Origin of the sequence: Kiloniella antarctica, from assembly GCF_042682825.1 — a bacterium.
Taxonomy (GTDB): Bacteria; Pseudomonadota; Alphaproteobacteria; order Kiloniellales; family Kiloniellaceae; genus Kiloniella; species Kiloniella antarctica.
Genome location: NZ_JBHUII010000011.1, coordinates 225,524 through 238,130, shown reverse-complemented (window position 1 = coordinate 238,130; position 12,607 = coordinate 225,524). Strand labels below are relative to the sequence as shown.

Below are 12,607 nucleotides of genomic sequence, written 5' to 3'. Positions count from 1 at the left end.
ACAGGTGAATATAGCTCAGGATATAACCACTCTTTCAACTGAAGTCATTGATCTCTGCAGAGCTAAAGGAATAAAAATTACAACCGCTGAATCCTGTACGGGGGGCATGATAATTGCCGCCCTTACAGATATAGCGGGGTCATCAGATGTGGTCGACAGGGGGTTCATCACCTATTCCAACGAAGCAAAATGCGAGATGCTCGGTGTACGCATAGAAGCTCTTTCAATGCATGGCGCCGTCAGCTCACCTGTTGCAACGGCCATGGCAGAAGGTGCCATGAAAAACTCTAACGCAGAGTTGACGATTTCCGTGACTGGTATAGCAGGTCCGGGAGGGGGAACTTTTGAAAAACCCGTAGGGACAGTATATATTGCAACAGCGTATGAGAGCGATCGCACGCTTTACCAAAAACATTTCTTTAACGGCGACCGTACATCGATACGGCAACAAACCGTTCTTGCCGCAATTCACTATCTGAAAGCCAGAATCACTTCATGACGACGACACCACCTCAATTCGAAGATAATTCTATTCCCAAATTTAAGTCAATCGGACAAGTTTCGATTAAAGATTTGATTCTTACCATTGTCGTATTTCTTATTATTCTCAGGGTTTCAATCCCTTTTATTACCGATCTCGTTACCCATCACTCAGAAACTATCACACCCTCATTTGCAATTACCTGCCTGGTGTTGTTCCAGAATTTGGTACTTCTCAAACTGATCCATTATTTTGTGCTCAAGAAACATGGATTGACCTGGAAAGATGCAGGCCTGCAACCAACTACGTTAAAGTGGTGTTACAGTGCAATTCTTTTAGCTTTGCCTTTAATGATTATCGTGGGCCTTGTGAACTTTGGGATGATGCAGTTCGTTGACAAGGATTTTGTCAATCCACAGTTACAGGCCATCACTCCAGAAGGCTTTACCTGGACTTCGTTTATTTTCATCATGATCGCCACAGGTATAATTGCACCCATTGCAGAGGAGCTTACTTTTAGAGGAGTCCTTTTAGGATGGCTTGATCAAAGATACGGAAAAGTAATTGCAATTGTAATTAGCTCAATATTTTTCGGATCCGTACACGGCGTCCCCATGTTAATACCTGCCTTATCGGTCGCGGGAATAGCCTTTGCACTCCTTACATACCGCAGTAAGTCTCTGTGGCCCCCCATTATACTTCACGCCACCTTCAATATGTTCATGACCTCCACGTTATTCTTTGTCCTCTCTCAAGGGATAACCATACCAGAGGCATAAAAAACCTCTAGCTTCATTTAAAGTTTTCAAATTAAACATCTCTATAGTTGTCCGAACAAAGAAACAGTGAGATCTAATTGATGAAAATTCTAGCTATCTCAGGTAGCACAAGACAGGCCTCCACTAACACAGCAATGCTGCGCAGTATCGCAAGTGTTGCACCATCTGACGTTCAGATTAACGTTTTTCAAGGAATTAGTGAGCTTCCAATTTTTTCACCAGACTTAGAAGCTATAGCGTTACCTAGAACAGTTCAAAACTTCGCAAATCTGGTACATGAAAGTGACGGCGTAATCATCGCAAGCCCGGAATATGTTAAATCAATCCCAGGTGGTTTAAAAAACGTTATCGATTGGCTGGTATCTCGAGAAGAGATCGTTACAAAACCGATTTCACTGGTACACGCTTCTCACCGTGGCGACGATATGCTTCAGCAGCTCAGATTAGTTCTATCCACTGTCAGCGAGCTTTTTTCAAAAGATATCTTCTTGAGGTTTAACTTGTTGAACCAAACTCCCTGTGAAATTTTAGATTTCCTCGAGCTGCCACAACACAGACTAGCAATAGACGAATACCTGCAAATATTTTCTGAATATTGCCGTAAATAGCCCCATAGCGCCCCCTTAAACGATTTTTGTAGGAGGATGCTTACCTATACGAAAAAGTAAATGACATTAAGCGGTTGCCGCGCCGGGTCCAGAGTAAGGCTCATAAAGAACGGCAGCTCTGGTTTCAAAAGCTTGAACCATACGCTTGACCGCTTCGTGGAACAAAGGTTCGATCAAAATTTGTAACATTCTGGATTTGAATTCAAAATCCACATGAAAATCGATCAGGCACCCTTCAGAATGTTCTTCAAAAATCCAGGTATTGGTCAGGTACTTAAAAGGACCATCCACATAAGCCACATCAATACGTAACTGTTCTGGGTGTAAGTCGACCCGGCTGGTGAACTTCTCTCTTATCATTTTAAAGCCAATAATAAGGTCGGCAAAAATACGCGTATCCTCACGCCGCTTAATACGCGCCCCCACACACCAGGGCAAAAAGTCAGGATAGCGTTCTACGTCAGACACCATCTCAAATATTTGCTCTGGTCGAAATTTTAATACTTTTTTTTCTGCATGGACTGGCATGTATTTAACCGCAAATCAGGAAGATGATACCTTTTGCTCTCTCGCTTTTCTCAGTTCCTGAAAATCCTCATCTGCATGATAGGACGATCGAGTTAACGGAGAAGATGCAACGTGCAAGAAACCTTTGTTATACGCCATTTTTTCGTAAAACTCGAACTCTTCTGGCGTTACAAAACGGTCAACAGGATGATGTTTTGGTGTCGGCTGTAGATACTGACCAATCGTCAAGAAATCCACATCGGCTGCACGCATATCATCCATTACCTGTAAAACTTCATCTTTTGCCTCTCCCAATCCAACCATAAGGCCAGATTTTGTGAAAAGCGTCGGATCCATTTCCTTCGCCCGATCCAAAATTTTCAAGCTGTGATAATAACGCGCCCCAGGTCGAACAGAAGTATAAAGCCGGGGAACGGTCTCAAGATTATGATTGAAAACGTCCGGCTTGGCTTTTACCACCACTTCAAGGGCACCGTCTTTGTGCCTGAAATCTGGTGTCAGGATTTCAATCGTCGTATCAGGAGCTTCTTTTCTTGTTGCAGCAATAACCTTGGAAAAGTGATCCGCACCACCATCATCCAGATCATCACGATCAACCGAAGTTATAACCACATGACGCAACTGTAATTTCGAAACCGCTGCCGCAACACTATAAGGCTCAAAGGGGCTCAAAGGTTGTGGTTTTCCGGTCGCAATATTACAAAATGAACAAGCACGGGTACAAATCCCACCCATTATCATCATTGTTGCATGTTTTTTTGACCAACATTCGCCAATGTTTGGACAGGCGGCTTCTTCGCAAACTGTAGTCAGGTTATTGTCACGCATAAGCTTACGTGTTTCCTGATATCCTTTGGATACAGGTGCTTTTACTCTGATCCAGGAAGGTTTTCTCTGAATTGGAGCATCGGGACGTTTGGCCTTTTCTGGATGCCGCATCTTTGCGCGATCATCCTTAGAGGAAATAATACGCTCTGCGCGTTCTTTCCCCTCGAGTTGGCCCTCGAGCTGGGGTGCTTGTTCTGAAACAATTGTTTCTGTCATCAACTCACTCCGACCTAATTGTGTCCCCAGTGTACGATAAAAGTATACGTCAAAAACCGGGCTTACACGAAGTTATAAACCGGAAGGTCACCTAACCTTCCAGCATTACGCTGTAATACATATGCCATTACAACAAAATCTCAAGTATTCAGATGCGACACAATGCCCTCACCTGGGCTCTCATCCTGAATACATTCTAAAAATGAATAGCGCGATCATAAGCATCAAGGACAGATTCATGCATCATTTCCGATAACGTCGGGTGTGGGAAGACCGTATGCATCAGTTCTTCTTCCGTGGTCTCCAGTCCCATGGCAACAACAAAACCCTGGATGAGCTCAGTTACCTCGGCACCAACCATATGTGCCCCCAAAAGTTCCCCGGTTTTCGCATCAAAGATGGTTTTAATCAAGCCCTCAGCTTCCCCCAAAGCAATCGCCTTGCCGTTACCAGCAAAGGGGAAACGTCCAATCTTGACTTCTCGACCTTCTTTTTTAGCCGTTTGCTCGTTCATGCCAACCGAAGCAATTTGCGGATGACAATAGGTACAGCCCGGAATTTTGCTCTTATCGATCGGATGCGCAGATAGTCCCGCAATCTTTTCGATGCAGACAACGCCTTCGTGTTCTGCTTTATGTGCCAACATCGGAGGACCGGCAACATCACCGATAGCAAAAACACCAGGTACGTTTGTCCGGGAAAATTCATCGGTTACGATACAGCCGCGATCAGTTTTGATCCCGACAGCTTCCAGACCAATGTTTTCGATATTCCCAACAACACCAACGGCAGAGATCACACGATCAACTGTGATCTGCTCAGTTTTACCGTTCTTTTCCAGTGTCGCCGTTACCTGATTGCTCTTTTTATCAAGCTTCGTGACCATCGTCCCGGTCTTAAACTTCATCCCATGCTTACCAAGCAGTTTCTGGGCAAGTTTAGAAATCTCATCATCTTCGACGGGCAGGATCTTGTCGAAAACTTCAACAACGGTAACTTCCGCGCCAAAGGTGCTATAGAAATCAGCAAACTCAATCCCAATTGCTCCGGAGCCAACAACCAAAATGGATTTTGGCATCGTATCCGGCCGCAAAGCTTCGCGATAAGTCCAGACCAATTTCCCGTCAGGCTCCAACCCAGGAAGGGTACGGGCCCGCGCGCCTGTCGCGATAATAATGTTCTTTGCTGTTAGTGCAGTCTTTTTCTTATCTTTGCCCTCAACGGACAGCTTACCGGGTGCTGTAAGTGTTCCAGCACCATCAAAAACGGTGACTTTATTCTTCTTAAGAAGATGACCAACACCGCCATTGAGTTGCTTGGATACGCCTTTGGAACGCTCGACGATCTTTTGGAGATCAAAATCAACGCCCTTAGCAGACAGACCATAATCTTCGGCATGTTTCATATTGCGGTAAATTTCCGCCGATCTCAGCAGGGCCTTTGTCGGGATACACCCCCAGTTCAGACAAATACCACCAAGATGATCACGCTCAACTACAGCCGTTTTAAGGCCAAGTTGAGCTGAACGAATAGCTGTCACATAACCACCCGGACCACCGCCAAGGATGATAACGTCAAAGTTTGTATCACTCATAGTATCACCCCTTAAAGAAGCATAGAGAGAGGTTCTTGGATCAGAGCTTTAAAGGCTGCCATATATTCAGCACCTACCGCCCCATCAACAACCCGGTGATCCACAGAAAGCGTACAGGTCATAACTGTTGCGATTGCCAAGGCACCATCTTTAACAACGGGGCGCTGCTCTCCGGCACCAACAGCAAGAATACATCCCTGAGGCGGATTAATAATCGCTGAAAAGTCTTTAATTCCAAACATTCCAAGGTTGGATATTGAGAATGTTCCACCCTGATATTCTTCAGGCTTCAACTTGCCATCACGTGCCCGACCAGCAAGATCCTTCATCTCGGAAGAAATTATACCAAGCCCCTTACCTTCAGCAGCTTTGATAATCGGTGTTATCAAACCAGACGGTGTAGCAACAGCTACTGAGATGTCAGCGTTCTTATAACTTAGAATACCTTCTTCGCTATAAGAAGCATTGGCAGCAGGAACTTTTTTCAAAGCAAGAGCCGCAGCACGAATAACAAAATCATTAACCGATATCTTCACATCGCCACTTGCATTTAACTCCTTACGGAACGCAAGTAGTTTGTCCATCTCACAATCAACAGAGAGATAGAAATGTGGAACAGTTTGTTTTGATTCGCTCAAACGGTTAGCAATGACGCGGCGCATTGAAGTCAATGGCTCTAGCTCATATTCCATACCAAGCAAGTCAGCCAGTTCGCGTGCATTTGGTCCTGACGTTGTTGATGCAGCAGCTTTTGGTGCCTGTGCACTTGGTGAAGCCGCAACAGCTTTTCCAGTGCCTTGCTCCAACGCAGTCAGGATATCAGCTTTCACGATACGACCATGTGGCCCCGTACCTTTAACAGCAGAAAGATCCAGGCTCTCTTGAGCCGCCATACGCCTTGCAAGCGGGCTTGCAAATACGCGACCACCAGATGCCGCAACAGGGGCCGCAGGTGCAGGCGTAACCTGTGGCGCGGGTGCTGAGACAGCCGCAGGAGATGGGACTTCTTCTTTTACCGGATTAGCTTGAGGTGCAGCAGTTGGAGCCGCGTTATCAACGCTATCCATAGCACTGGCATCTTCACCTTCTTCAAGAAGAATGGCGATCACTTGATTTACCGGTACGCCCTCACTGCCATCAGGAATAAGGATTTTCCCAATCGTACCTTCGTCAATTGTTTCCACTTCCATCGTCGCCTTATCGGTTTCGATTTCGGCAAGGATGTCACCAGAATTAACAGTATCACCTTCTTTAACCAGCCAGCGGGCCAGTGTACCTTCTGTCATCGTCGGAGACAGGGCGGGCATAAGAATATTGATTGGCATCGTTATTTCTCCCCTGCCCCGCTTATGAGCGGTAGCAGACTTCTTTTGCTGAAGTGATGATGTGAGAACTTTGCGGCAGGGCTAGCTGCTCCAGGTTCGCGGCATAAGGAAGTGGCACATCGACACCCGCAACGCGCTTAACGGGCGCATCCAGATAATCGAAAGCCTGCTCCATAACCATCGCTGAAATTTCAGACCCAACGCCGGAGAAAGCCCAACCTTCTTCTACAGTCACCAAACGATTAGTTTTACGTACAGAATTCAGAATTGTTTCCGTATCAAGCGGACGAATGGTCCGAAGATCGATAACCTCGGCTGAAATGCCTTCTTTTGCGAGTTCTTCAGCAGCAGCAAGCGCCTTACCGACCATAAGAGAGAAAGTCACAATCGTGACATCTGTCCCGGCACGAACAATCTTTGCCTTGCCGATCGGAACCGTCCAGTCATCAGAATCTGGCACATCAAAACTCGTACCGTACATCAACTCATTTTCAAGGAAGATGACAGGATTTGGATCACGGATAGCCGACTTAAGAAGCCCTTTGGCATCGGCTGCAGAATAAGGAGAAACCACCTTTAGGCCCGGACAGTGCGCATACCAGCTTGCATAACATTGTGAATGCTGGGCACCCACACGAGAAGCCACGCCGTTTGGTCCACGGAACACGATTGGGCTGCTCACCTGACCACCAGACATATAACGGGTTTTCGCCGCAGAGTTGATGATATGGTCAATCGCCTGCATGGCAAAGTTAAACGTCATGAACTCAACAATTGGGTTGAGGCCATAAAAAGCAGCACCCACACCTAAACCGGCAAAACCATGCTCTGTAATCGGGGTGTCAATAACACGTTTTGCACCGAATTCGTCCAAAAGACCCTGGCTGATTTTATAAGCGCCCTGGTACTGAGCCACCTCTTCGCCCATCAGGAACACTTTTTTATTACGGCGCATTTCTTCGGCCATGGCGTCACGCAAAGCATCGCGTACCGTGGTCTTCGTAACAGATCCGGTCCACTCGTCTTCAGGTGCAACAAATTCAACGGCAGGACCAGATACACTTACAGGCGCGGGAACAACAGCTGGCGATGGTGCTGGCGTTTCAGCAGCAGGCGCACTAGCTGTTGGAGCATTAGATGAAAAGTTTGCGAGGTCTGCTTCGGTTTCACCCTCTTCAAGCAAAATCGCAATCGGCGTGTTTACAGCCACATTATCCGTATCACCTGCGATGAGGATCTTCCCAAGGATTCCCTCTTCAACGGCTTCAACTTCCATTGTGGCTTTATCGGTTTCAATCTCGGCCAGAATATCACCAGATGATACGCTGTCGCCTTCGTTTTTTAACCACTGTGCCAACTTCCCCTCTGTCATGGTCGGGGAAAGCGCAGGCATAAGAATTTCTATTGGCATATTTTCTTCTCCGGAATGACGGACAGCTTACGCGTCTGCGTACACATCGGTGTAAAGTTCGGAAGGATCTGGCTCGGGGCTAGACTGGGCGAATTCGGCTGACTTGGAAACGATCGCTTTAACGTCTTTATCGATCTGTTTCATACCGGCTTCGTCAATAACCTTCTTTTTAAGCATAACCGCGCGAAGGCGTTCAATTGGATCGCGCTCTTCACGAACCTTTTGAACTTCTTCTTTGGAACGATATTTGGCAGGATCGGACATGGAGTGACCACGATAGCGATAGGTCATCATCTCCAGGATATAAGGCCCTTTACCACTGCGCGCATGTTCAACAGCCGTTAAGGCAGCTTCACGAACAGCCTCAACATCCATACCATCGACTTGCATGCCCGGAATGCCATAGGCATGTCCACGGTGGTACAATTCAGTTGAGTTGGCAGAAGAGCGCTCAGTTGAAGTTCCCATCCCGTAACGATTGTTTTCGATCACATAGACAACGGGAAGCTCCCAAAGAGAAGCCATATTGAATGATTCGTAAACCTGCCCCTGGTTGAGAGCGCCGTCACCAAGGTAGGCGACGTTTACAGCGTTTTCTTCAAGATATTTATGAGCAAAGGCAATGCCGGTTCCGATTGGAACCTGAGCGCCAACGATACCGTGGCCGCCGTAAAAACCTTTTTCCTCACTGAACATGTGCATGGATCCGCCTTTACCGCGAGAGTAGCCACCACTACGCCCCGTAAGCTCAGCCATAACACCATCAGGATCCATACCACAGACCAACATATGTCCATGATCACGGTAAGATGTGATAATCGTGTCCCGGTCTTCCAGTGCAGACTGGATACCGACAACGACAGCTTCCTGACCGATATAGAGGTGACAGAAACCGCCAATTAGCCCCATGCCGTACATCTGGCCAGCTTTTTCTTCAAAGCGGCGGATCAGGAGCATTTCGCGGTAAAATTCAAGGATTTGTTCGTTCGTAACGCTAGAAGAAGCCGTACGTTTTTTCGGAGCCCGTTTGGTGGGCGTTTTTTTTGTCGCCATGCGAGGTATCCCATAAGATCTAGTGTTATTCACTAAGGGGTGTGTTTCTCGCAATTAATGTAAGGCAAACGAAATAATATTACAACAAGTTTTATCTATTTGATTTGTATAGTATTTTCACGAATTAACTTAAAATAGGTAAACTATAAAATATTTGCTGCATTGCACCATATCAAGTTAACTATACAACTTATCTTTTTTGCAAAATTACATAATCATTTTCACGACCGTAATTAAGAACTTCACGTGCTCTTTCCTCAAGAAGATCAGGGTCAAGATTATCTGGGCGTAACAGTGCAACACGAGACTGAAGAACCTCTCTCTGCCCCTGCGTCACCTGCATTTCAACCTGTCTTTCTGCTAGGTCTTGTTTGAGGTGTACCCACGCCCATATGCCTCGTTCCCCCTCAATAGTATGATAGGCAAAATAGGCAACCAAAGAAGCTCCCAGCACTTGAGGAATAACAACCCTGGAACGTTTATGGATTTCTCGAAACAAAGACATATTAGGATCGAATCATATTTAAAAGATACATGCAACTATTATGATAACAGATAAAAGGGGCCTAGGAAATAAACAAAGGAGTTACATAATCCCTCCCGTCTTTACATAAAAATAATCCTTATTAGAAGTATCTAAAAGCAACAAGCGAACAAAACTCTGCCCTAAGAGTCTCGCCCACTTGTACCTAGAAAACCTTATAAACTAATTTTGATTGATCTCTACCCCATCCGACTAATAAACCCATCTACTTTCTCTGATAGATCCTTACTGAAACCCTGCAATTCTGTCGAAGCAGCAAGGACATTCTGAGAAGCACCGTTCGTTTGATTTACAGAATTTTCAACCAAAGAAATTTGCTCTGAAGCCGTTGATGTATTTTGCGACGCAACAGAAATACTGCTCGCTATTTCTGCTGTAGCACTGCTTTGCTCTTCAATTGAAGAAGATATAACCGTGGAGATTTGATTTATTTCATCAATGATCGTTTGAATATCCTTGATAGCCCCACCAACAGAACCCGTTGCTGATTGTATATCATTCACCTGCTGCTCAATCTCTTCAGTTGCCTTCGCGGTTTGAGAGGCCAAACTCTTAACTTCGGAAGCAACAACAGCAAAACCTTTTCCAGCCTCGCCAGCACGAGCCGCCTCAATTGTCGCGTTCAATGCTAATAAGTTTGTTTGCTCTGCGATCTCCGCAATCAAGCTAACTACTTCTCCAATTTTCTGTGCCGCAGTGGTCAACTGATCCATCTTACTGTTGGCGCCGTCAGCTTCTTGTGTTGCATTTGCGGCTACCTGCCCAGACCTTTGCACCTGTTGCATTATTTCATTAATTGATGCTGCAAGCTCTTCGGACGCAGCAGCAACAGTATTGACGCTTTCCGTAGCGTGTCGAGTAGAACCGGTAGCCTGACTGGTTCCTGAAAGTGCTAATTCAGAATCCTTCGACATACCTTGCGCAATTTCTGTAAGGTTTTGTACGGAAGAAGAAACTTGTTTTACAATTGTTTCAACAGAAGCCTTAAATTCTTCAGAAAGCGCCTTTCTTTGGCTTTGTGCCGTTAGCTCATACTGCTTTTCAGATTCGAGACGCTCCTTCTCCATGCGGCCTTTTTCTTCTGCATTGGCACGAAAGACCTCTAGCGCTTGAGCCATCTCCCCAACCTCGTCCTTACGATCTACATAAGTGTTTTCAATCGTAAGATCACCTGCAGCTACCTTTTCCATCATAGTCGCAAGTAGTGGTATCGGGCGCATCAAACCACGGAGGACAATAATAGTTATGACAGCACCAATTAACGTTGCAATCAAGGAAGCAACAATCAAAGCATTAATAATATTGCTTAAACCAGCATTAATTTTTTCCTTGAGTACACCCGCATAGAGAATACCAATTTTATCACCTTTTGGGGATAAAATTGGCTCATAAATAGTGTAATAATCCCGCCCAAGAATAGTCGCTTCACCATTAAATGTCTTACCAGCCATTATAATGGGATAAACCTTACCAGTTTTGCCTAATGGCGTTCCTACAGCACGGGCACCGTCGCCCTTGATGATGTTAGTCGTTACGCGCCAAAAATCTTTGCTCTCGTCTTCCCACTTAAAGACAGTAACCGTTTCACCAGTTGTCTCCCCTATTTCATCAATCATTTCATGATTAGCAAAAGTAGCTATACCGTTCATAACTAAATCATGAACCTTACCCTTTTTGTCGATTGTGAAAGATGTTTCAGGGTATTGCTTCTTTAAGAGTGCCGCGGCTGTTCGCAAGCCAGAATTTTGTTGCTCAATAACAGTTTGAGAAAGATCAGTTTTAAAAGTCCACGCTGCCCACCCACCAACAATGGACGCAGTAATTGCAATAATGAATACAAACAAAAGCACAATTTTTGTACTCATCTTTAATGATTTTGTCATTTCCCTACCTGCTTATTTCGTTTCATTCGAGAAATATAATCAATCAACAATATTTATTTTTAATTAATAGCTAAAAACCAAAACCATTACTTACAATTCGCATACAACCATAGATATTAATTACCTCTATTTTGAATAAATTATTGAAATTACTTTATCCAAAAAACTTAAATACTGATCAAAAAACCATATGCACAGCCAAATAAAATTTAAGAGATAACAACAGTCATAAAACAAAGTCCCGCTTGTATCGACGAACTTAATTAAAGGTCATTAAATAGATTTTAGAATAAGGTTGATACATTATGAATGAAGGAACGCATTATATTTCAAAGCTGAACAATTTTACCATCTGAAATATATACCTTTCTACTAAGTGATCTTTAAAAATACATTTAAGTTAAAACAAATTTTCAAATAATCTTAAAATTATAGTTGATAATTATGCAATGTTATATCATAACATCATTACATCTCCACAACCAAAAAAATGAAACTCACGACATCTACAGTCGGAATATTACGCCCCTACAACGGACGATTATTATTTTACAAGAATGAGAAAACAAACATGAAGAAGCTATTTATCGTACTAATACTTTTAGTGTTACCAATTAACAGCTGGGCGCATGGCATCTGGATAACAGATCGATTTGGTGAACCCTCAATTGTTTATGGACATGGAGCATCAGATGATGCTTACACGCCTGACAAGCTTGTCTCTGCATTGGCAATCAACAAATCAGGACAAGTCATCCCTGCCCGAACGATCAAGACAAACAGCCATATAAATGTGCGCCTCCCCAAAGAAACGAAAGCCGTTGCCGCTACTTTTGATAATGGCTACTGGACCAAAGATACGAAAGGAAAATGGCATAACTTAAAAAAACATGAAGTACCAAACTCCGTATCTTCAGGGCATTATTTGAAATACACCACCTTTATCCCCCCTCGCTCCCCAGGGTACTCAAAACCCTTCGGCTTTCCTTTGGAGATAATAGCGCTGGAAAATCCACATAAACTGAGCAAAGGAGATAACCTCTCCCTTCAAATATTACTCAATGGAAAACCCGTTGAAGGCTTAGGGGTTATCAGCGATTACGTTAATGATGATAGCGCACCGAAAATACTTACAGATAAAGAGGGAAAAGTAACGGTAACTATTCGTAATCAAGGCCTAAACGTTATTGCAGTTGCAACAGAAACTAAACTTAAAGATACCACCGACGCTGATCAGGAAGGATACTTTACGACCCTTTCTTTTGCACTGGAGCATTCACACGACTAAGCCAAATTAGATTTTTAACTCAAACGACAAAGGCCCCGATTTTGCAATCGGGGCCTTTGTTTTAATTCA

Annotated in this window: 12 protein-coding genes; 4 read left to right on the top strand and 8 right to left on the bottom strand. The window is 44.5% G+C overall.

The genetic code is table 11. The annotated features are described in order from the left end of the window. Positions 1 to 4 precede the first annotated feature (4 nt). The 3 genes from ACFSKO_RS17130 to ACFSKO_RS17120 all read left to right on the top strand — a co-directional run bounded on the left by ACFSKO_RS17130 (position 5) and on the right by ACFSKO_RS17120 (position 1,868). Positions 5 to 499: a CinA family protein gene (locus ACFSKO_RS17130; protein WP_380253881.1), complete on the top strand. Its 495-nt coding sequence runs from the start codon at positions 5 to 7 to the stop codon at positions 497 to 499. Next, entirely contained in the window at positions 496 to 1,260 is a 765-nt protein-coding gene (locus tag ACFSKO_RS17125) for a CPBP family intramembrane glutamic endopeptidase (RefSeq protein ID WP_380253879.1), read from the top strand. The genes ACFSKO_RS17130 and ACFSKO_RS17125 overlap by 4 nt, the downstream gene beginning before the upstream one ends. Positions 1,261 to 1,340: 80 nt before the next feature. Beyond that, a complete protein-coding gene (locus ACFSKO_RS17120) occupies positions 1,341 to 1,868 on the top strand; it encodes an NADPH-dependent FMN reductase (RefSeq protein WP_380253877.1) in 528 nt (175 codons plus the stop codon). A 66-nt stretch (positions 1,869 to 1,934) separates the two neighbouring features. Here ACFSKO_RS17120 and ACFSKO_RS17115 read toward each other — a convergent pair whose 3' ends face one another. From ACFSKO_RS17115 to ACFSKO_RS17080, 8 genes are all read right to left on the bottom strand, one after another. After that, on the bottom strand, positions 1,935 to 2,396 hold the full coding sequence (locus ACFSKO_RS17115; protein ID WP_380253875.1) for a type II toxin-antitoxin system RatA family toxin: 462 nt from the start codon (positions 2,394 to 2,396) through the stop codon (positions 1,935 to 1,937). A 15-nt stretch (positions 2,397 to 2,411) separates the two neighbouring features. Next, positions 2,412 to 3,440 (bottom strand): lipoyl synthase, encoded by a 1,029-nt coding sequence (lipA, locus tag ACFSKO_RS17110; RefSeq protein WP_380253873.1) that lies wholly within the window; start codon positions 3,438 to 3,440, stop codon positions 2,412 to 2,414. A 196-nt stretch (positions 3,441 to 3,636) separates the two neighbouring features. Beyond that, entirely contained in the window at positions 3,637 to 5,034 is a 1,398-nt protein-coding gene (gene lpdA, locus ACFSKO_RS17105) for a dihydrolipoyl dehydrogenase (RefSeq protein WP_380253871.1), read from the bottom strand. 11 nt (positions 5,035 to 5,045) lie between these two features. Continuing rightward, positions 5,046 to 6,359 carry a pyruvate dehydrogenase complex dihydrolipoamide acetyltransferase gene (locus tag ACFSKO_RS17100; protein WP_380253869.1) on the bottom strand — a complete coding sequence of 438 codons (1,314 nt, stop codon included), beginning with the start codon at positions 6,357 to 6,359 and terminating at the stop codon, positions 5,046 to 5,048. A gap of 22 nt (positions 6,360 to 6,381) precedes the next feature. After that, complete coding sequence (locus tag ACFSKO_RS17095) at positions 6,382 to 7,770, bottom strand: pyruvate dehydrogenase complex E1 component subunit beta (RefSeq protein WP_380253867.1); 1,389 nt, start codon at positions 7,768 to 7,770, stop codon at positions 6,382 to 6,384. A gap of 27 nt (positions 7,771 to 7,797) precedes the next feature. Then, positions 7,798 to 8,823, bottom strand: coding sequence for a pyruvate dehydrogenase (acetyl-transferring) E1 component subunit alpha (gene pdhA, locus ACFSKO_RS17090; protein WP_380253865.1), 1,026 nt, complete (start codon positions 8,821 to 8,823; stop codon positions 7,798 to 7,800). Between the two features lie 190 nt (positions 8,824 to 9,013). Beyond that, entirely contained in the window at positions 9,014 to 9,328 is a 315-nt protein-coding gene (locus ACFSKO_RS17085; RefSeq protein ID WP_380253863.1) for an FtsB family cell division protein, read from the bottom strand. A 218-nt stretch (positions 9,329 to 9,546) separates the two neighbouring features. Next, positions 9,547 to 11,250: a methyl-accepting chemotaxis protein gene (locus ACFSKO_RS17080; protein ID WP_380253861.1), complete on the bottom strand. Its 1,704-nt coding sequence runs from the start codon at positions 11,248 to 11,250 to the stop codon at positions 9,547 to 9,549. Positions 11,251 to 11,821: 571 nt separating this feature from the next. Here ACFSKO_RS17080 and ACFSKO_RS17075 point away from each other — a divergent pair. After that, the gene (locus ACFSKO_RS17075; RefSeq protein ID WP_380253859.1) at positions 11,822 to 12,538 is read left to right on the top strand and encodes a DUF4198 domain-containing protein; all 717 of its coding nucleotides are present in this window, start codon (positions 11,822 to 11,824) and stop codon (positions 12,536 to 12,538) included. Positions 12,539 to 12,607 lie beyond the last annotated feature (69 nt).

What these genes read in the sequence shown, in the direction of transcription:
- ACFSKO_RS17095 (WP_380253867.1), bottom strand. Translation starts at nt 7,770, where the DNA reads ATGCCAATAGAAATTCTTATGCCTGCGCTTTCCCCGACCATGACAGAG.
- lipA (WP_380253873.1), bottom strand. Translation starts at nt 3,440, where the DNA reads ATGACAGAAACAATTGTTTCAGAACAAGCACCCCAGCTCGAGGGCCAA.
- ACFSKO_RS17085 (WP_380253863.1), bottom strand. Translation starts at nt 9,328, where the DNA reads ATGTCTTTGTTTCGAGAAATCCATAAACGTTCCAGGGTTGTTATTCCT.
- ACFSKO_RS17120 (WP_380253877.1), top strand. Translation starts at nt 1,341, where the DNA reads ATGAAAATTCTAGCTATCTCAGGTAGCACAAGACAGGCCTCCACTAAC.
- ACFSKO_RS17100 (WP_380253869.1), bottom strand. Translation starts at nt 6,359, where the DNA reads ATGCCAATCAATATTCTTATGCCCGCCCTGTCTCCGACGATGACAGAA.
- pdhA (WP_380253865.1), bottom strand. Translation starts at nt 8,823, where the DNA reads ATGGCGACAAAAAAAACGCCCACCAAACGGGCTCCGAAAAAACGTACG.
- ACFSKO_RS17075 (WP_380253859.1), top strand. Translation starts at nt 11,822, where the DNA reads ATGAAGAAGCTATTTATCGTACTAATACTTTTAGTGTTACCAATTAAC.
- ACFSKO_RS17125 (WP_380253879.1), top strand. Translation starts at nt 496, where the DNA reads ATGACGACGACACCACCTCAATTCGAAGATAATTCTATTCCCAAATTT.
- ACFSKO_RS17115 (WP_380253875.1), bottom strand. Translation starts at nt 2,396, where the DNA reads ATGCCAGTCCATGCAGAAAAAAAAGTATTAAAATTTCGACCAGAGCAA.
- lpdA (WP_380253871.1), bottom strand. Translation starts at nt 5,034, where the DNA reads ATGAGTGATACAAACTTTGACGTTATCATCCTTGGCGGTGGTCCGGGT.
- ACFSKO_RS17080 (WP_380253861.1), bottom strand. Translation starts at nt 11,250, where the DNA reads ATGACAAAATCATTAAAGATGAGTACAAAAATTGTGCTTTTGTTTGTA.